Raw genomic sequence first — 18785 nt, 5'->3', positions numbered from 1 at the left:
GAACGATGATCTTCGACAACGGGAACAGCCTGCGGATGACAGCCATATCCGATCTGCAAAATCGTATCGCCGGTGATGCGCAAGGCATCGCGGCCGGCAACGTCCACCCGAACGGCACGCGCCCGCCGCGCCACGGAGCATCATGATGGGGGCGAAAAAGCAGATCCTGCTCAATGCCTTCAACATGAACTGCGTGGGGCATATCAACCACGGCCTGTGGGCGCATCCGCGCGACACCTCGAGCGACTACAATACGCTCGACTACTGGACGTCGCTTGCCCGCACGCTGGAGCGCGGGCTGTTCGACGGCATCTTCATCGCCGACATCACCGGCGTCTACGACGTCTATCAGGGCGGCATCGACCTGACGGCGCGGGAAGCGGTCCAGTTGCCGGTCAACGACCCCACCGTGCTCGTCTCGGGCATGGCGGCGGTGACTAAGCACCTCGGCTTCGGCGTCACCGTCAACGTCAATACCGAACATCCCTACACCTTCGCCCGTCGCTTCTCGACGCTCGATCACCTGACGGGTGGGCGCATCGGCTGGAACATCGTCACCGGCTATCTCGACTCGGCGGCGCGCGCCGTGGGGCAGGAGGCGCTGACCGAGCACGACACGCGCTATGACCGGGCGGACGAATACCTGGAGGTGCTCTACAAGCTCTGGGAGGGAAGCTGGGCGGATGACGCCGTGCGCCGCGACCGGGCGGCCCGCGTCTTCACCTATCCCGCGAAGGTGCGGCCCATCGCCCACGACGGCCGGTTCTACCGGTCGCACGGCTATCACCTGAGCGAGCCCTCCGTCCAGCGCACGCCGGTGTTGTATCAGGCCGGGACGTCCGGGCGCGGCAAGCAGTTCGCCGCGCGCCACGCCGAATGCGTGTTCATCTCCGCGCCCGACACCAGAGCGGCGCGGGAGACGGCCCGCAGCCTGCGGGAGCTGGCGGCGACGTTCGGCAGAAAGCCCGGTGATATCAAGATATTCGTCGGCATCGCCGTGGTGCCCGACCGCAGCCGCGCGGCGGCGGCGGAGAAGCTCGACGACTATCTCCGCTACGCCAGCCCCGAGGCGGGGCTCGCGCATTTCGCGGCGAGCACCGGCATCGACTTTTCCCGCTACGATCCCGACGAGCCGGTCGCCTACGGGCCCTCGAACGCCATCCAGTCGGCGACGCAGCTGGCGCAACGGCGCGGCTGGACGCGGCGGCAATTGCTCGATCAACTGGCGCTGGGCGGGCGCTATCCGATCATCGCCGGCGATGCCGTCACCGTTGCGGACGAGCTGGCGCGCTGGATCGACGAGGGCGAGATCGACGGCTTCAACCTCTCGCGCATCGTAACCCCCGAGACCTACGAGGATTTCATCGACATCGTGGTGCCGGAGCTGCAGGCGCGCGGCCTCTACAAGACGGCCTACACCGAGGGCTCGCTGCGCAACCGGATCTTCGGCGAGGGCGACAGGCTGCCGGCGCGCCACGCCGCCCATGCCTATCGGTTTCCCGCGAAAGCGGGGTGACGCGAGCGGGCGCGGCGCCTGCGGGCCTACAGCTTGCCGCGCCAGGGCACGAATATCTTCTCCAGCACCCTCACGGCGGCTTCGAGCAGGAAGGCGACGGCGGCGATGACGAGGATGCCCATGATGACGATGTCCGTCACCAGGAACTGCGCCGCGGACTGGATCATGAACCCCAGACCGCGTGTCGCGGCGACGAGTTCGGCCGCGACCAGCGTCGTCCAGCCCGCGCCGAGCGCGATGCGGATGCCGGTGACGATCTCGGGCAGGGCGCTGGGGAAGATGACGTAGCGCAGCAGTTGCGCGCGCGTTGCCCCGAGCGATCTGGCGGCGTCCAGCCTGTCCGGCGCGACGGAGCGCACCCCCGCTGCGGTGGAGAGGGCGATGGGCGCGAGCATGGCGACGCCGATGACCAGCACCTTGGAGACCTCGCCGATGCCGAACCAGATGATGACCAGCGGCAGATAGGCGAGCGGGGGAATGGGGCGCAGCAATTCCAGCAGCGGATCGAGTATCCCCCGGCCGACGGGGCTCAGTGCGATGGCGAAGCCGACCGGAATGGCGATCGCCGCCGAGGCGATGAGCGCCGCGAACACCCGCGCGAGGCTCGCACCGAGATGCTCCAGCAGGGTGGAACTGACGTAGCCCTCGGTCAGGACGGTGATGAACTGGCGATACACGGCCTCGGGAGGCGGCAGAAACAGCGGTGCGATCACGCCCGCCGCCGTCACCGCCCACCAGATGGCGAGCAGCGCAAGCAGCGTCGCGATGGAGAGATGCGCGGTTCTGAAGCGGCGCGGTTGTGCGGTGGCGGGGGTGGACGTTTCCGCCAGCTTGAGGTCGTCCGTTGCCAGGGTCATGCTGCTGCCCGCCCGAAAACGAGGTCCAGGATCCGCTCGCGCAGATCGACGAAGGCGGGATCGCTGCGCACGGTGCGCGGGGGTTCCCCGCCGGCGAGCCGGGCGCCGAAATCGATATGGAATTCCTGCGCAATGCGGCCCGGCCGCGCCGCAAGCACCACGAGCCGGGTGCCAAGCAGAAGCGCTTCCTCGACGTCGTGGGTGATGAACAGGATGCCCGGCCGGAGCCGCTGCCAGAGATCGAGGACGACCTCGTGCATCTGCGCGCGGGTCAGCGCATCGAGCGCGCCGAAAGGCTCGTCCATCAGCAGGAAATGCGGTTCGGCCATCAGCGCCCGCGCCAAGCCCACCCGCTGGCGCTGTCCGCCGGAGAGCTCCCAGATCTTGCGCCGCTCGAATCCAGCGAGGCCAAGACGCGACAGAACGGCCTCGGCCCGCGGCCGGTATTCCCGCGCCGGAACCCCGCGCAGCTTGAGGGAAAGGGCGGTGTTCTCGAGGGCGTCGAACCATGGCAGCAGCGCATCGTCCTGAAAGACGACGCCCCTGTCCGCACCGGGGCCGGTGATCTTCTCACCGTTGACCAGAACCTCGCCGCCGGTCGGCTGCAGGAAGCCGGCGGCGAGTTTCAGCAGCGTCGTCTTGCCCGAGCCGGAGGGGCCGAGCACGGTCACGAAGTCCCGCGGGCCGAAGGCGAGGGACAGGTTCTCGATGACGGGCGGTGCGTTGCCGTATTGGATGGTCACGTCTTTGAGCGAGAGTCGCGACATGCTTTTTCCCGGGATCGAACAGCGGCGACAAGGCGTACACGGTCTTCAGGCAAGGCCGGCCATGCCCCGCCTGCAGACCGCTGCACCCGCGATGCGGTTTCTGCCGCGGGCCCGTCAGGAGCCCGCCGCCTCCTTCACGAAACGATCGGTGACATAGGGCGAATAGTCGGGCAGGGCGGCCGGGATGTTGTTCTGCTCCTTGAGGAAGGCGGCCGTGTCGGCGATGGCCTTGACCAACCCGCCGCCGAGCAGCTCGGCCGATGCCTGCTCTTCCAGCGTGGGCAGTTCATTGCCTGCGAGGATGCCGGGCACGTCCTCGGCCTTGCCGCCGGTGAGGCGCGCGATGTCCTGGACTTCCTTGGAGGAAGCGGTCCATGCCGCCGGATCCTTGCGGTAGGCGGCGTTGGCCTCGCCCGTGATCTTGACGAACTGCCGGACGGCCTCGGGGTGCTTCTCGATGAAATCGGTGCGGGCGATCCAGGCGTCGAAGGTCGGCGCGCCCCATTCGCCCACCTGTTTCGAGGAGGCGAGCACCGTGCCGCTCTCCTTCGCCCTGCCGAGCGCCGGGTCCCAGACATAGGTCGCGTCGATGTCGCCGCGCTCCCAGGCGGCGATGATCTCCGGCGGACGCAGGTTGAGGATCTGCACCTGCTTGGGGTCGATGTCCCAGTGCTTCAGTGCCGCCAGGAGGCTGTAATGGCCGGTGGAGACGAAGGGCACGGCGATCTTCTTGCCGATGAGATCCTTCGGTTCCTTGATGCCGGACTTGTCGGAAACCACCAGCGCCTCGGCGTCGCCGAGCAGGCCGGCGATGAAGATGGTCTGGAACGGCACTTTGCTGGACGCTGCCGCCGTCAGCGGGCTCGATCCGACGAGGCCGATCTGCACGTCGCCCGAGGCGATGGCCGCGATCACATCCGAACCGGCGTCGAACTTGCGCCATTCGATCGGCAGATCGATCGCCTGCTCGTAGAGCCCCTGCGCCTGGGACACCTTCCCCGGGTCGACGGTCGTCTGGTAGCCGATCACGAGCTTGTCGGCGGCAAGGGCGGCGCCCGCGGAAACGGCGAACGAGAAGGCAGCCGCGGTTACAAGAAGAATACGCCGGGAAATAGCCATAGGACCCCCACTATGAAACTGGAAAGGACGATCGCGTGAAGAATTGCCCGGCCGTTGTCCGGGCAGCTCACACCTGCCGGATCCGCCGGAGTGCCGACCGTCATCCCACGATTTAACGCATAGGAAGCGGAGATCGTCAATTAAATCTATATAAAATGTCTAAATTATTAATTCACAGAATAATGACGATATTTGGCGCGCTCATTCAGCCGGCGGGCTTCAGCCGATCCTCGACGAGACGGGCGAACAGCGTCGCGCCGACCGGCAGGATCCCCTCGTCGAGGAAGAAGCGCGGGTTGTGCAGCGGGACGTCGCCGTGGTGGCCGAGGGAGAAGAACGCGCCGGGCACATGGGCGAGATATTCGGCAAAATCCTCGCTGCCCATGCTCGGCCGCCAGTCGGTCGTCACGTTCTCGCCGCCCACCACCGTGCGCGCGACGCCCGCGATCGCCTGCGCCTGCTCCGGCGTGTTGACGAGCGGCGAGGCGGCCTCGCGCACATCGGCTTCCACGCGCACGTCGTGGCCGACGGCGATGCCGGCCGCAACCGCGCGGATGCGTTCGGCGATGCGCGACTTGAGCGGCCCGTCGAGGGTGCGCACGGTGCCGCGCAGATGCACCGTCTCGGGGATGATGTTGTAGGACACGTTCGAGTTCACGGCGGTGACCGACAGCACCGCCGAGTCGCGCGGCGGCGCGTGGCGGCTGATGATGCTCTGCAGCGCGGTGATCAGCGCTGCCGCGGCCACCACCGGATCGCGCGCCGCATGCGGGTGTGCCGCGTGGCCGCCGGTGCCGGTGATGACGATGTCGAAGAAATCCGCCCCCGCCTGCACCGGGCCGGGCGAGACATGCACATGGCCGTGCGGGGTGATGGTGGAATTGTGCAGGCCGTAGATCTCATCGACCGGGAAGCGCTCGAACAGGCCGTCAGTGATCATCGCCCGCGCGCCGCCGAGCCCCTCCTCGGCGGGCTGGAACACGAACACCACCGTGCCGTCGAAGTTGCGCGTCTGCGCCAGATAGCGCGCCGCCCCCAGCAGGATGGCGGTGTGCGCGTCGTGCCCGCAGCCGTGGAAGCGGCCGGGGCTCGTCGAGGCGAAGGGCAGTCCCGTCTCCTCGGTCAGCGGCAGGGCGTCCATGTCGGCGCGCAGCCCGAGGCTGCGGTTGCCGCCGCCCGCGCGCAGCACGCCGACGACGCCGGTGCGGCCGATGTTCCGGTGCACCTCGATGCCCCAGGACTCCAGCCGTTCGGCGACGAGGGCGGCGGTGCGCACCTCCTCGAAGCCGAGTTCGGGGTGCTGGTGGATGTCGCGGCGAATGGCGACGATCTCGTCGTTGAAGGCAGCGATTGCCTGCGGGATCGAAATGGCATCGGGCATAGCGGGCTCCTGTGCGGCTACCTCATCCTAGAGCATGTCATCATTTCATGGAAATGATGACATGCTCCAACTCTTTGATTTTGAGCGAATTCTTATCGATCGGAATACGCTCTAGCGCTTGTTGAGCCGATAGGCGAAGTAGTCGCCGGTCAACTGCACGGTCATGACGATGGCGATCAGCACGGCGATGACGGCGAGCATCACGGTGGTCTCGAACCGCTGGTAGCCGTAGCGGATGGCGAGATCGCCGAGCCCGCCCGCGCCCACCGCCCCGGCCATGGCGGAGGAGGAGATGAGCGACACCAGCGTGATGGTGAAACCGGCGACGACGCCGGGCAGCGCCTCGGGGATGAGCACGTTCCAGATGATCTGCAGCCGGCTCGCGCCCATGGCCTGCGCCGCCTCGATCAGACCGCGGTCGACCTCGCGGAAGCTGACCTCGGCGATGCGGGCGAAGAACGGGATGGCGGCGATGCTGAGCGGCACGATCGCCGCCCAGATGCCGATGGTCGTCCCCACGATGAGCCGCGTGAACGGGATCAGCGCCACCAGCAGGATGATGAACGGCGTCGAGCGGAAGCCGTTGACGATGGCCCCCAACACCTGGTTGACGGCCTTCGCCTCGAACACGCCGCCGGGTGCCGTCGTCACCAGGACGATGGCGAGCGGGCCGCCGAGGGCGAGCGTGACGAGCCCGGACACGCCGACCATCAGCAGCGTCTCCCAGACGGCGTTGAGGAACAGGTTAAAGAGGGCCGCCGACATAACCGATGATCTCCGCGCGCGGGGGAAGCGCCTTCAGGATGTTGAGCAGGTGCGCGGCGTCCTGCGCCGGCACGGCGGGGGTGGCGATGAGCAGCCGTCCCTGCGCCCGGCCCTGGATGCGATCGAGTGTGCCGTGCAGCAGCCGCGCGTCGTGGCCCAGGGCGTCGAACACCGCCCCGAGATTGGGCTCGCCCGCTTCCTCGCCGGTGTAGGTCAGGGCGAAGACCGGCGCCGCCCCCGCGGAGGGCAGAGGCGCGATGCGCCGCGACAGGTCGTCGGGCAGCTCGTTGGCATGGGGCGTGAGCAGCGCGCGTGTCGCCTCCTGCTGCGGATCGCCGAACACTTTCCACACCGGGCCGATCTCGACGATGCGCCCCTTCTCGATCACCGCCACCCGGTCGCTGATGGCACGGATCGCCTCCATCTCGTGGGTGATGAGGATGATGGTCAGGCCGAGGCGACGGTTGATGTCCCTGAGCAGGCCGAGGATCGAGAGCGTCGTCTCCGGATCGAGCGCGGAGGTCGCCTCGTCGCACAACAGGATGCCGGGATTGCGTGCCAGCGCGCGGGCGATACCGACGCGCTGCTTCTGCCCGCCCGACAGTTCGCGCGGATAGCGTCCGCGCTTGTCGGAAAGGCCGACGAGGGCGAGCAGTTCCGTCACCCGGTGCGCCGTTTCTCCCCGCGAGGCGCCGGCGAGGCGCAGCGGCAGGCCAACGTTGCGCTCCACGGTCTTCGAGGACAGCAGATTGAAGTGCTGGAAGATCATGCCGATGTCGCGGCGCAGCAGCGCCAGTTCGTTGACCGAGAGGCTGCCGACATCGACGCCCGTGCCCCCGGTCTCCACCAGCACCCGGCCGGAGGTGGGGCGCTCCAGCCCGTTGACGGTGCGAATCAGCGTCGACTTGCCCGCGCCGGAGCGGCCGATGATGCCGAAGATCTCCCCCGGCTCGACGGTGAAGCTGATGTCCTGCAGGGCGTTGACCCGCCCGCCCGGCATGTCGAAGGCCTTGCCGACGTTCTCGAACGTCACCCGTCCGCCACGCCGCGCGAATGAGGGTGCCGCCTCCGGGCCGATTGCCTCCGCCGCATCCGGCGTTGGCGCTGAAATCGTCATATCCGCCTCAGTCCCTGTCGCATGAAATCGATTGACATATATTCTATAGATTTTATAGCTTCAAGCGCAACGAGGCATTCCGGCCGCTTTGGGCGGGGACGACAGTCTACTCAGGAGTTCATCATGAAGCGTTGGTTTCTTGCGGCCCTTGCCGGCCTCGCTCTGGCGGCGAGTCCGGCCCTGAACGCCGGGGCGCAGGCGCAGGAAAAGGTGAAGGTCGGCATTTCCGCGGGCGATGCCGAGATCATCTGGGAAGAGGTGACGAAGATCGCGGCCAAGGACGGGCTCGAGGTGGAGGTCGTCGTGTTCAGCGACTATCTCCTGCCCAACGAGGCGCTCCATGCGGGCGACCTCGACGCCAACGCCTTCCAGCACCGGCCTTTCCTCGAGAACCAGATCAAGACCAAGGGCTACCGGATCACACCCATCGGCGACACCATCATCGCCCCGATCGGCCTCTATTCCAAGAAGCTGAAGTCGGTGGACGAGCTGAAGGACGGCGCGACCATCGGCATCCAGAACGATCCGTCGAACGGCGGCCGCTCGCTGCTGCTCCTGCAGGCGCTCGGCCTCGTCAAGCTCAAGGACGGGGTGGGCCTGCTGCCGACGGTTCTCGACATCACCGAGAATCCGAAGAACCTCAGGATTCGCGAGATCGACGCGGCGCAACTCGCCCGCAGCCTCGACGACACCGACGCCTCGACGATCAACACCAACTACGCCGTGCAGGCGGGCCTGATACCGGGCAAGGACTCGATCGCCATCGAATCCGACAAGAACAACCCCTACGCCAACTTCATCGCCGTGCGCACCGAGGACAAGGACAAGCCGGTGTTCAAGAAGCTGGTCGCGGCCTATCAGAACGATACCATCCGCCAGTTGATCAAGGACAAGTTTCCCGGCCAGTTGCCCGCCTTCTGAGCCGGCTCATCCCATCGCATGCGCTTCTCCCCGCATGCGTATCTGCGAGCAAGTGTAACTCCTCCCGACGACATGAGACCCGGCGGTGCAATCTTCCGATGCACTGCCGGGTTTCGCTTTTCGGGCGAGACCGGAACGGGTCGCGCAAACGATTTCATTTGATCGGAAAGCGCTCTATCGCGGCCGGCGGATGGCGCGTATCCTGCCGCTCTTTCCGCCGCCACAGAAGAACCGATCGCCGCCGTCGGATTCGAGTCCCGACACGCCTGTGCCGGGGGGCATCTCGATCCGTTCCAGAACCGCTCCGCTTTCGGGATCGATGCGCCTCACGTCGCTGTCGTCGCCCTCCCACGTGCCGTGCCAGAGCTCGCCGTCGACCCAGGTCACCCCGGTGACGAAGCGCTCCGATTCGATGGTGCGAAGAACTGCCCCGGTTTCGGGATCGACCTGATGGATCTTCCGGTCCTGGTACTGCCCGACCCAGAGCGACCCCTCGGCCCAGGCAAGGCCGGAGACGCAGCCCGCAGCGCCGCCCGGCGCCGGGATGTTGGCGAGGACATCGCCGGTCTGGGGATCGACCTTCTGGATGCGGTCCCCCGCGATCTGGAACAGGCATTGGCCGTCGAAAGCCGTTCCTGCATCCGCGGCGATGTCGAGCGAGCGCAGCACCTTGCCGCTTTCCGGATCAAGGGCATTCAGCCCGTGTCCGGACGCAAACCACACGTGCCGCCCGTCGAAGGTGAGCCCATGGACCGCGTCGACGCCGGGGAAGGGGCCGTATTCCGTGAGAATGTCTGCTTGATGTCGTTTCATGTTTCCACCCTGTCCATGATGACGAACAACCTCTAACCGTTCGCCAGCGGAGCGGGGAGTAACAAGGTTGTCGGGAACGGAGGAGATCGACCAAGCGATACCGCAGTCAGCGACGGCGGCGAGATCATCGTCAGGCAGGTGGAACTGATCCAGACAGCGACCCTCCGCAGATATTGTGCACGTCAAGAAACGATCGCTATCGGCCGATCACGCTCACTCTCGATGACGGGACTTTCATCATCGGCCGTGTAGCTGCACGTATATCGAGGATGTAGGCCCACCTTTGGTTGTGCTTGACTCTCATGCGCCGGCCCGGACCAATGGGGATGAAGCGGGGGTAGGGGGCCACGATGATCGCTGAAGCCATCCGGCTGTTTCTGACCAACTTGCCGATCCTGCTGTTTATTGCGGCGATCGTCGCAGCGGCGCGGGACAAAAGCGATCCGAACCCGCCGCGCCGCTATCTGTCGTGGCTCCTGCTTCTATCCGTTGGCGTGCAGGGCATATGGGCGGGCCTTTTCCACGTGTTCGCGCCCCAAACCGCCGCCTCATTCATCCATTGGGAGCCAAGCCCGTTCCAGTACGAAATCGGGATTGCTGACATTTCGATAGGCATTGTCGCGGTGCTTGCGTTCTGGCGCTCTCTCCCATTCAAAGCGGCCGTGGTCGCCACCGTGTCGCTCTTTTACGTCGGCCTGGCTATCGGCCATATCCGCGAGATCATCAATGCCGGCAATTACGCGCCGGGGAATGCCGGCATCCTCCTCGGGCTGACCATCATCACGCCGCCGCTGCTGATCTGGCTGCAGCTATGGGCGGAAAGGAAAGAGCGGTCCGCTCATGGTTCGTAGGGCCGCGCTCTCAGGACGCAGGTAAGCGAGAACAATCTGAATCGGGACCGGAGAGCGTGCGAATCGTGGTCACGATTGATCTATATCAATGACACGCCGGAATAGAACGTTTAATAGGCGGGCCGCCATCCCCGCAATCAATGATTGTGTTCTGCTCGCGTACGGCGTGTGGGATGGGCTAGTATGTTCACCATCCCCACAATGGCGCCCGGTATGTCCAAGCTCATCAAGAATCCCACAACAGACGAGATCCTTTCCGCAATAGCGATACGAGCGGATATCAGGGTTCACCCTGACCAAAAATCCCAGGACGGGACGAAATTCATATCCGCGTTCGTCACGGCGACAGGGACGGCCTTTGCCGTCGACAAGTCGGCTGAAACTGTCCAGTCAATCTGGATAATTGATACTCCGGCGGCGCGTGGCGTGGTCGCCGCTACTGGCATCGAGCCGGAATTTTACTACACCGGGCGGGGTCGCAACAGCAACTTGCTTAAGCTTACCGGCTTCAGGCGGGGCGCCTTGATACGCGTGCGCCCCAAAACCGCCGGCGAGGCGGTCGCTTTCATCGACGCCCTGTCAACGGTATCTGCTGCTCGCGGTTCATAGAATTGTGTTCTCGGCATCTCCCCATGGCCGGTCATATGGTCAGGCCCCCGCTGGCAATCGCTGGAGGTCTGGGTGTATCGTTTTGAGACTGTATCTACCTCAGAAACTGTATCTACCTCAGAACGGGGGCCGACATGGCACAAGCAGCCGGCAATGATGACGCTACACGGCATGGGAAGACGCGTATTTTCAACCCCGTCGCCATCGGCCACGTCCACCTCGACACCGAATTGGCCGAACTTCGCAAGATTGCCGAGCAGAGCCCCGATCTCGCCCACAAGATCGTCGATCAACGGCTCAAAGAGACCGAAAACGAACGCTGGCGTTATGCACTTGGGACAGCAATCGTGGCAGGCTTGGCAACGGTGCTTATCGCTGCGTGGCGCGGCGCTAAGAGCGGTTGAGATCCCGGCCCGCTTTGGCGTGCGAATGCTAATGCTGGGTCATCCGCGGCGATGATGAGGACGAAGCCGGCTGTCTACCGGTGCCGTCCTCAAGTCCTGCTTCAGCAGGCCGCCATACCGCGAGCGATTGAAACGCGCAGTCGGTTAATGAGCGCGTAAAGTCCCTGTAGAGCCCCATCCGAAAGGGTCCGACCAGGGCAGAAATGGCCAATATCGTGGCTCCGACATGGCTGATAACGCGGCCCGGGCTTTTGCCCCTCTTTAAGTCCGGGCTTTCTATCAGCTGGTGCGTTTGGACTGTGGCATGTAATCCGGCATGGGCCGGAGTCTATCCACGCACTGTCCCTACGCTTCGTTTCGCACCGGTGCCGCTTCCGACTTCCTCGGTATTCTCAACTCATCAAGCAGGCGGACGACTGCACTGCGAATATCGTTTCTGATGGCATCGTCGTGATGTGGTGATTGTCCGAAAGTTTCAACGTGTGAGAGATCGTTTATAGATGCGGTCTTCAAGTTCTCAATGAAGAGCTGAGGGTTATTCGTATCGAGCGCACGTCTCGCTACAAGTTCTTGGAGTACAATGCGAAGCGCAGTGAGTTCGGTGAACAGATTGGAAATCTTCTGGTCTTGCTCACTCATTCGGGGGCTCCTTGTTGGTTGCCAGCGGCAGCGTAAGCGAAACCAGCCGAGAGTCCAGCGTTTATTGCGCTGCAATAAGCAGGCCAGAATGCGTGTCCATAAGCAGGAGATCGCCGCCCTTCGCTTTCCTGCGGATGAAGGCAGCGCCGTTTCGTCGATGAGTACCTCATAGACCTGAGTGCGACGCAGGCGGCGATCCCGGCCGGTTACAGCGAGAAAACAGCGAAGCAGCACGAGGCGGACGCCCCCGAGGCGTTTGACGCGATGTTCGGGTAATTCGAACCGAGCGGCGCCCTACTGTTGGAGCGGCGGCGCCCTACGGGCGCGGGCGTCTGTACCGGTTCCTCCTCCCAGGCGCGTCTCCTCTACGACGCCTTCTCTGTACCGGAGGGCGTCTACGCCGTGACCGCCGGCCACGTGGCGGAGGTGGAGGACGTCTGCGACGACGCCTCTGTGGACGGGGGCCGGGGCCCGGTGGCAGCGGAAACGGCTGCGCGCCAGCCACGTCCTGGGGCGTGACAACCAGCGGTGCGAGCAGGGCACCAAGAAGCGGCGCGAACAGCAGGCGACGAGTGATCATTGTTCAATGCCTCCCGTGTTGGGAAGCTGTTTGTTGCTGAAAATTGTGGCGAAAAAGACACTGCCCATAGCTCGCCCTCCTCGCCAACGGCGTTTGATGCGATGTTCGGGGTGTGCTCCACCTAGCGGGACGCGGGCGAGAGAGCGCACCAGATTGGTCACGTCATGGAAGGCGATCTCATTCAGTCGGCGCCGCCAACATTCGGTGGCCGATAACCGATACAGCCTCTGACAACCTGTCCGCAGGCCGCGTCGCGCGCGTTGAGTATGTCGGTCGCGCCTGCATAAGCAACCTCCACCACACGCCCCTGTACGAACCGGACCTGAGCATGACAGTATGATATATTGCTCTGCGAAAAATGCGGTCCCGGAATCGACATGGGAATCGCGAAATTGGTGGGTAACGTCGGAAGGCTTATGGCCGTTCCTCCAGACACGACGCGCTCATAACTCCAGATCTCGTCGCCGTCGTCAGTCACGGTCTTGTTCGGCAGACCAGCGCACATTCGCACCTGGGTTTTGCTCATGCCGAGCAATGCCGACTTACCCTCCAGCGCCTGTTCTGCAGAGCGATGCACGCATCCGACGCAGAGCAAGGCCGAATAGATGAGTATATAATTCAATCGCATGCCGGATATGGACCCTCACCGAGGCGCTTAACGCGATGCTCGGATGAGCCGCTCATTGAAGCCGGCATTGGCCGTGCTGTCCTCCGACGTCGTCAACGGTAATGCGATCACACTCAGCAGCGTGGCGGAAAGCGAATGACGTAAGATCATTGCTCAATGCCTCCTCTCCGGAAATGTATCGGCACTTACTGTCGCCCGTGATTGTGGCGGAAAACCCGGCTCTCTCCCTCGGCGGATGCCACTCCGCTATTCGTTATGCTCAGGCGATGGCATCCATAGGAGCACATCCCTGACTTTGAAGTCGACAATCCTGGAGCAGTACGGGCATTCAATTTCAGTGACGAACGACAGGGTTTTGACCATGAGCGATGGCCGACAGGACGAGAGAATCGAGGGTCTTCAGATCATAGCTGAGTTCGCGGACGAGGCTACCGGACGATTTTATCGTCAGGGTCAAGACGAGCATGTTGGCCTGCAATTATCATCGTGTGATCGCGGAGAGATAGTGGGTAGGCTCGAAAAGCTGGAGGCGGACAGGGAGGTGCTGCGCCGGCTCCTCGGCGTTCCATGAGGGATCCTCGCTCACAAGCCGGGTTCAACCCTATACCACCCGCAACCGTCGAGGGCGGCTGCGGCGGCATTCAGGCTCCCGCTTCCTCGATGTGATCCTTTTCACGTCCGGCAAGAACGTCGCCAGCAGTTTTCGGCAGCATGAAAAACGACAAGCAGGATGCTGCTGAAACTGCGGCGATGACGAGAAAAGACATCGAAAAAGCCGCGCTGGTAAGATGGCTGGATCCGCCTGAGAAGAAGTGCAGCAAACCGGCGGCGGTTGCCACCCCCACCCCCTGCGAGATACGCTGACCCATTTGCGCAAGCGATGTCGCATGGCTCATTTTGGCATCCGGAACGTCGGCGAAGGCCAGTGTATTAGCGCCGGTGAACTGCAGGGCGCGGAAGAAGCCGCCGGCGAAGATCACCGACATCATCAGTGCCGGGGCGGTGCCCGGCGTGAAGGCGGCGCACATCCCCACCGAAGAACTCGCGATCAGGGCGTTCCAAAACAGTACGGAGCGGAAGCCGAACCGGCGCAGGATGCGCTGGGTGACCGTGCGCATCCCCAAGGCTCCGATCGCCGAAATGAACGTCATTGCGCCCGACTGGAGCGGCGTGTAGCCGAGCACCTCCTGCATCAGCAAGGGCAGCATGAAGGGCAAGGCGCCGAAGCCGATGCGGAAGAACGAGCCGCCGAGCAGGCTGGCGCGGAAAGTTGGATACCGGAAGAGATCAAGGTCGAGGATCGGACCGGGGTGCACGCTGGAATGCCGGATATAAAGCCCGATGCTGGCAAAACCGGCAAGCGCCAGAACAAGCAGTTCCCAGCTCAGCCCCCGAGGAAGGGAATCAAGACAAAAGACAACGGCCCCGATGCCAAACCCGGCCAGGATAAAGCCGGTGAAATCGAATGGCGACCTTTCCTCTTGTGGGATCTCCTTAATCAGCAGGAGCGTCAATGCGATTGCAAGCACGCCGAAGGGCAGATTGATCCAGAAGATCCAGCGCCACGAGCTGATGCCAGTGATGAAGCCTCCCAACAGAGGTCCGACCGCGGGGCCTATCACCGTCGGCATGCTCATCAGAACCATGGCCGAGACGAGTTCCGAGCGCGGTACGGAGCGAACGAGGATGAGACGGGCCGTCGGCAGCATCATCGCGGCGCCAAAACCCTGCACGAAGCGCGACAGCAAGAGCATCGGCAGATTGACGGAGGCAGCACAGGCCAGCGAGGCCAGAGTAAACAGTCCAATGGCGGCGCAGAAAGTCCGTCGGGCGCCGAAGCGGTCCGCGAGCCAGCCGCTGATCGGCAGGAAAACGGTAAGGGACAACAGATAAGTCGTGACGGCCGAATGCAGCCCGATCAGCGGCACCTCAAGATCCACTGCCATCGAAGGTAAAGCCGTGGTGATAGCGGTCGAGTCGATCTGCTGCATGATGAGGGACGAAGCAACAATCAGGGGAACAGCTTTGAGCGTTTGCAACCTTCGGCCCTTTTCATACTGCCTGCACAAGTTTCTTCGGCGCTTTTGTTGGCTCAGCCCTCGCCCTTTTGTGAGCGGCGCGTTGGGCGGCCCGACGCTTTAGAAGGTCCATAACCTCAATAAAATCATCCCGGGTGAGGTAGAAGCCGGCTTCTTCCTCGGTGGGGGCGGAGAGCCTGACGGCGCGGGTCACTGCCTGGGCGGCTTCGGTGTAGTATCGGGCCACGGCTTCGGTGGAGGGGATGGGCGCGGCCGCTCGGCGGTCTCCCTTCCTTTGCCGTTGTCACCGTCTCCCGTGCCGTCCTGAGGCCCTTTTTCACTGTCGGTGGCTTGCCCGGCAGGGCCTCATGAAAGGATTGGTGCATGAGAGATCTCCACAAGAAGCTCGCGACAGCGGCCGGCGACACCTTACGCGAAGTGATCCGGGAAGCGGAGTCATATATGTCTGCCCAGCTGACGGTTACGCTGCCATCAAATCAGCGCGCTATCGCTCTCACGAATATCCTTGTCGCTGTCACTGTGGCGCTCGTTGGCGCCGGCATGATAACGGGTGCCGATCGCACGGAATGCCTGAAGCTTGAGGGGCAATGTGCCGAACCGGGCAAGGTCCGCCCGCAGGCGGTCGACCGCTGCGTCATCCAGCAGGTGGGGATCGACCGTGGTGCGCAGCTCACAGGCGACCCCGCTTTTCAGCAGATGCTCCAGGCTCTTCTTCGCCCGCTCCCCGCTGCGCGGTGCGCGCGTGACGCGGTCGTACTCGCTGAAGGCGGCCTTGATGTCGAACCCCACCCAGTCGACGAGCGGGAGCACCGCCGCCAGCCGCTCCGGATAGGGGCCGGCGGAATGCAGGCCGATGCCGAACCCAAAAGCGCGCACGTCCCGGATCGCGCCGGGAAGTCCGCTCTGCATCGTGGGCTCGCCGCCTGAGAACACGACGCCGTCCAGAAGACCCCGCCGGGTTTCGAGGAAGGCGAGCACATCGGGCCAGGGGATCATCTGCCCGCCGTGCGCAGGCAGCAGATGCGGGTTGTGGCAATAGGGACAGTCCCACGGGCAGCCCTGGCAGAAGACCGTCGCGACGAGCTTTCCGGGCCAGTCACACAGCGACAGGCGCTCAAGACCGCCGACCCGGATGGACTTCGTGTCCCCCTCAGCCAAGGCGCGCGCGCTCTTCCGTGAAGTAGCGGCGTTCATGGAATTCGCCCTTCTTGCCGCGGTTGAACGAGGAAACCGGGCGATGGTAGCCCATCACGCGGGTCCAGATCTCGCAGCGCTGGCGCTCCTCGTCGCACAGCGCAAGAGCGGCGGGCTGAACGGCGTCCCGCAGGGCATGGGCGTCTATCATCTTGTTCATGATCCTATCCTTTCGGTTTCAGGCGGACGCGAGCCGCCGCCTTTCGAGGATTTCCGCGTCGCATTTCGGGCAGAACTCATGCTCGCCCTCGATGTAGCCGTGCTTCGGGCATATCGAGAACGTCGGGGTGACGGTGATGTAGGGCAGGCGGAAATTTTCAAGCGCGCGCCGCACCAGTTTGCCACAGGCCTCGGCCGAGGATAACCGCGTGCCCATGTAGAGATGGAGCACCGTGCCGCCGGTATATTTGCACTGCAACGCATCCTGCCGCATCAACGCCTCGAACGGATCGTCGGTGAAGCCGACCGGCAGTTGGCTGGAGTTGGTGTAATAGGGCTCGTGCTCCGTCCCCGCCTGCAGGATGCCCGCATAGCGCTTGCGGTCCTCGCGGGCGAAGCGGTAGGTCGCGCCCTCGGCGGGGCTTGCCTCCAGATTGTAGAGATGCCCGGTTTCCTCCTGGAAGCCGACGATCCGCGCCCGCGTATGGTCGAGGACACGCAAGGCGAAGGCATGCCCCTCGTCGGTCGTGATGTCGTGTGTGTCGTCGGTGAAGTTGCGGATCATCTCGTTGATGCCGTTGACACCGAGCGTCGAGAAATGATTCCGCAACGTGCCGAGATAGCGGCGCGTATAGGGCAGCAGGCCGCCGTCGATGAGCCGCTGCACGAGGCGGCGCTTGATTTCGAGGCTGTCGCGGCCGATGGCGAGCAGTTCGTCGAGCCGGTCGAACAGCGCCGCTTCATTGCCCTTGTGGAGATAGCCGAGCCGGGCGCAGTTGACGGTGACGACACCGAGCGAGCCGGTCTGCTCCGCGCTGCCGAACAGGCCGTTGCCACGCTTGAGCAGTTCGCCGAGGTCGAGCTGGAGCCGGCAGCACATGGAGCGCACCATGTTCGGCTTCATGTCCGAATTCACGAAGTTCTGGAAATAGGGCAGCCCGTATTTTGCCGTCAGGGCGAAGAGGCGCTCGGCATTCTCGCTCTCCCAGGGAAAGTCGGGCGTGATGTTGTAGGTCGGAATGGGGAAGGTGAAGACCCGCCCCCTGTAATCACCGGCCGCCATGACCTCCATATAGGCACGGTTGATCATGTCCATTTCGGTCTGCAGCTCGCCGTAGGTGAAATCCGCCTCCCGGCCGCCGATCACCGGCACCTCGTCGCGCAGGTCCTCGGGGCATGTCCAGTCGAAGGTGAGGTTCGTGAACGGCGTCTGCGTGCCCCAGCGCGAGGGGACGTTGAGGTTGTAGATCAGCTCCTGCATGGACTGGCGCACGTCTTCATAGCCGAGCCGGTCGATGCGGACATAGGGCGCCATGTAGGTGTCGAAGGAGCTGAAGGCCTGCGCGCCGGCCCATTCGTTCTGGAGCGTGCCGAGGAAATTGACGATCTGCCCGACCGCGCTCCACAGGTGCCGGGGCGGGCCGGCCTCGACCTTATTCGGCACGCCGTTCAGCCCTTCCGTCAGCAGCATGCGCAGGGACCAGCCGGCGCAATAGCCGGCCAGCATGTCGAGATCGTGGATATGCAGGTCGCCGTTGCGGTGGGCGTCGCCGATACGCTCGGGATAGACGTGCGAGAGCCAGTAGTTGGCCACCATTTTGCCCGAGGCGTTGAGGATCAGCCCGCCGAGCGAATAACCCTGGTTGGCGTTGGCGTTGACCCGCCAGTCGGTGCATTCGAGATATTCGTTGATGGTCGAAACAGGATCGATGGTCACGCTTGCCCCCGCCGGAGCCCGCAGCAGCGCATCCTCCACGATATCGCGGTCCAACGCCTTTCCAGGAAGAGGATCAGGGGGGAGCGGTATGTGGGCAGTGTGCATCGAGATTCTCCGCTATCACGCATAAGCCCGGAAGCGCCACTCGGATATGCTATATATCGCGCTTCTATGATTTTAAGACACTATATATAGCGATTCGGCCTGCCGCTCCAGGGCAAAGTGTCGCGTCGTCAACCGGAGCAACAGGCCACCTGTCATGTTTAAACCGCTCCCGCACGTCGGTGGCGTCATTGCAGGCGGGGGTGAAGGAATTCATCGCGTGCAATCATGTTACGAACGACGCGCTGACCGGCATCGAGGCGCGCATAACCGGCAATCCCGGCGACATCAAGCGCGCCATCGATCGGCGGGGAGAGCGCTTCGATCGCGTTATCGAGAAGCAGGGAGGCGCCGGCGATGCCTAACCCGAATGACATCACCCCAGAACAGATCACCGCCACAATCGATGCCATGCAGCGCCACGACAGCGGCGATGGCACAGTCCTTGACGCCCTCACCTCGCACCACGACGATGGCGAGATAGGTTGGCACAGGGTGAATATCGCGCCTTCGTGGGGGAGAGTTGCGGCATGACCGGCGATCCGATCAAGGCACCGCCGCGTTCCACGCTGCGCCTTGAGGTGTGTCGCGGAAATCGCCGATTATC

20 protein-coding genes and 1 pseudogene are annotated in these 18785 nt (G+C 63.8%); 7 read left to right on the top strand and 14 right to left on the bottom strand.

Annotated elements, in window-relative coordinates; all coding sequences use genetic code 11:
* Nucleotides 1–5: 5 nt before the first annotated feature.
* Both ACUSIJ_RS21745 and ACUSIJ_RS21740 read left to right on the top strand, forming a co-directional pair.
* The gene (locus tag ACUSIJ_RS21745) at nucleotides 6–146 is read left to right on the top strand and encodes a hypothetical protein (RefSeq protein WP_449310525.1); all 141 of its coding nucleotides are present in this window, start codon (nucleotides 6–8) and stop codon (nucleotides 144–146) included.
* Entirely contained in the window at nucleotides 143–1516 is a 1374-nt protein-coding gene (locus ACUSIJ_RS21740; protein ID WP_449310524.1) for an LLM class flavin-dependent oxidoreductase, read from the top strand. Before ACUSIJ_RS21745 ends, ACUSIJ_RS21740 begins: the two co-directional genes overlap by 4 nt.
* Before the next feature lie 26 nt (nucleotides 1517–1542).
* Here ACUSIJ_RS21740 and ACUSIJ_RS21735 read toward each other — a convergent pair whose 3' ends face one another.
* The 6 genes from ACUSIJ_RS21735 to ACUSIJ_RS21710 all read right to left on the bottom strand — a co-directional run bounded on the left by ACUSIJ_RS21735 (nucleotide 1543) and on the right by ACUSIJ_RS21710 (nucleotide 7522).
* Nucleotides 1543–2373: an ABC transporter permease subunit gene (locus ACUSIJ_RS21735; RefSeq protein WP_449310523.1), complete on the bottom strand. Its 831-nt coding sequence runs from the start codon at nucleotides 2371–2373 to the stop codon at nucleotides 1543–1545.
* On the bottom strand, nucleotides 2370–3140 hold the full coding sequence (locus ACUSIJ_RS21730) for a taurine ABC transporter ATP-binding protein (RefSeq protein WP_449310522.1): 771 nt from the start codon (nucleotides 3138–3140) through the stop codon (nucleotides 2370–2372). Before ACUSIJ_RS21730 ends, ACUSIJ_RS21735 begins: the two co-directional genes overlap by 4 nt.
* A gap of 114 nt (nucleotides 3141–3254) precedes the next feature.
* The gene (gene tauA / locus ACUSIJ_RS21725; protein WP_449310521.1) at nucleotides 3255–4259 is read right to left on the bottom strand and encodes a taurine ABC transporter substrate-binding protein; all 1005 of its coding nucleotides are present in this window, start codon (nucleotides 4257–4259) and stop codon (nucleotides 3255–3257) included.
* 205 nt (nucleotides 4260–4464) lie between these two features.
* The gene (locus ACUSIJ_RS21720) at nucleotides 4465–5640 is read right to left on the bottom strand and encodes a M20 aminoacylase family protein (protein WP_449310520.1); all 1176 of its coding nucleotides are present in this window, start codon (nucleotides 5638–5640) and stop codon (nucleotides 4465–4467) included.
* Between the two features lie 111 nt (nucleotides 5641–5751).
* A complete protein-coding gene (locus ACUSIJ_RS21715) occupies nucleotides 5752–6405 on the bottom strand; it encodes a methionine ABC transporter permease (protein WP_449310519.1) in 654 nt (217 codons plus the stop codon).
* Nucleotides 6386–7522, bottom strand: a complete 1137-nt coding sequence (locus tag ACUSIJ_RS21710) for a methionine ABC transporter ATP-binding protein (RefSeq protein WP_449310518.1) — start codon at nucleotides 7520–7522, stop codon at nucleotides 6386–6388. The genes ACUSIJ_RS21715 and ACUSIJ_RS21710 overlap by 20 nt, the downstream gene beginning before the upstream one ends.
* Before the next feature lie 123 nt (nucleotides 7523–7645).
* On the opposite strand from ACUSIJ_RS21710, the gene ACUSIJ_RS21705 reads away from it, so the two are divergent.
* Nucleotides 7646–8443 carry a MetQ/NlpA family ABC transporter substrate-binding protein gene (locus tag ACUSIJ_RS21705; RefSeq protein WP_449310517.1) on the top strand — a complete coding sequence of 266 codons (798 nt, stop codon included), beginning with the start codon at nucleotides 7646–7648 and terminating at the stop codon, nucleotides 8441–8443.
* Between the two features lie 174 nt (nucleotides 8444–8617).
* Here the strand turns inward: ACUSIJ_RS21705 and ACUSIJ_RS21700 are convergent, their stop codons facing one another.
* Nucleotides 8618–9256 carry a Vgb family protein gene (locus tag ACUSIJ_RS21700; protein WP_449310516.1) on the bottom strand — a complete coding sequence of 213 codons (639 nt, stop codon included), beginning with the start codon at nucleotides 9254–9256 and terminating at the stop codon, nucleotides 8618–8620.
* A 350-nt stretch (nucleotides 9257–9606) separates the two neighbouring features.
* Between ACUSIJ_RS21700 and ACUSIJ_RS21695 the strand changes: the two genes are divergently transcribed.
* From ACUSIJ_RS21695 to ACUSIJ_RS21685, 3 genes are all read left to right on the top strand, one after another.
* Complete coding sequence (locus ACUSIJ_RS21695; protein ID WP_449310515.1) at nucleotides 9607–10107, top strand: DUF6790 family protein; 501 nt, start codon at nucleotides 9607–9609, stop codon at nucleotides 10105–10107.
* Nucleotides 10108–10290: 183 nt separating this feature from the next.
* Complete coding sequence (locus ACUSIJ_RS21690; RefSeq protein ID WP_449310514.1) at nucleotides 10291–10716, top strand: hypothetical protein; 426 nt, start codon at nucleotides 10291–10293, stop codon at nucleotides 10714–10716.
* Nucleotides 10717–10850: 134 nt separating this feature from the next.
* Nucleotides 10851–11120 (top strand): hypothetical protein, encoded by a 270-nt coding sequence (locus ACUSIJ_RS21685; protein WP_449310513.1) that lies wholly within the window; start codon nucleotides 10851–10853, stop codon nucleotides 11118–11120.
* Nucleotides 11121–11465: 345 nt separating this feature from the next.
* Here the strand turns inward: ACUSIJ_RS21685 and ACUSIJ_RS21680 are convergent, their stop codons facing one another.
* Nucleotides 11466–11759, bottom strand: a complete 294-nt coding sequence (locus ACUSIJ_RS21680; RefSeq protein ID WP_449310511.1) for a hypothetical protein — start codon at nucleotides 11757–11759, stop codon at nucleotides 11466–11468.
* A 150-nt stretch (nucleotides 11760–11909) separates the two neighbouring features.
* Between ACUSIJ_RS21680 and ACUSIJ_RS21675 the strand changes: the two are divergent.
* A pseudogene (locus ACUSIJ_RS21675) lies at nucleotides 11910–12035 on the top strand (terminase small subunit); the annotation flags it as partial.
* Between the two features lie 485 nt (nucleotides 12036–12520).
* Here ACUSIJ_RS21675 and ACUSIJ_RS21670 read toward each other — a convergent pair.
* The 6 genes from ACUSIJ_RS21670 to ACUSIJ_RS21645 all read right to left on the bottom strand — a co-directional run bounded on the left by ACUSIJ_RS21670 (nucleotide 12521) and on the right by ACUSIJ_RS21645 (nucleotide 18591).
* Nucleotides 12521–12967, bottom strand: a complete 447-nt coding sequence (locus ACUSIJ_RS21670) for a hypothetical protein (RefSeq protein ID WP_449310510.1) — start codon at nucleotides 12965–12967, stop codon at nucleotides 12521–12523.
* A 641-nt stretch (nucleotides 12968–13608) separates the two neighbouring features.
* A complete protein-coding gene (locus tag ACUSIJ_RS21665; RefSeq protein ID WP_449310509.1) occupies nucleotides 13609–15006 on the bottom strand; it encodes an MFS transporter in 1398 nt (465 codons plus the stop codon).
* A 471-nt stretch (nucleotides 15007–15477) separates the two neighbouring features.
* Nucleotides 15478–16164 carry an anaerobic ribonucleoside-triphosphate reductase activating protein gene (locus tag ACUSIJ_RS21660; protein WP_449310508.1) on the bottom strand — a complete coding sequence of 229 codons (687 nt, stop codon included), beginning with the start codon at nucleotides 16162–16164 and terminating at the stop codon, nucleotides 15478–15480.
* Nucleotides 16157–16360: an anaerobic ribonucleoside-triphosphate reductase gene (gene nrdD, locus ACUSIJ_RS21655; RefSeq protein ID WP_449310507.1), complete on the bottom strand. Its 204-nt coding sequence runs from the start codon at nucleotides 16358–16360 to the stop codon at nucleotides 16157–16159. Before nrdD ends, ACUSIJ_RS21660 begins: the two co-directional genes overlap by 8 nt.
* An 18-nt stretch (nucleotides 16361–16378) precedes the next feature.
* The gene (locus ACUSIJ_RS21650; RefSeq protein ID WP_449310506.1) at nucleotides 16379–18130 is read right to left on the bottom strand and encodes a ribonucleoside triphosphate reductase; all 1752 of its coding nucleotides are present in this window, start codon (nucleotides 18128–18130) and stop codon (nucleotides 16379–16381) included.
* A gap of 236 nt (nucleotides 18131–18366) precedes the next feature.
* Entirely contained in the window at nucleotides 18367–18591 is a 225-nt protein-coding gene (locus tag ACUSIJ_RS21645; RefSeq protein WP_449310505.1) for a hypothetical protein, read from the bottom strand.
* Nucleotides 18592–18785: the final 194 nt, after the last annotated feature.

It is taken from the genome of Pseudochelatococcus sp. B33 (assembly GCF_053570585.1).
This window is presented reverse-complemented; position numbering and strand designations above follow the sequence as displayed.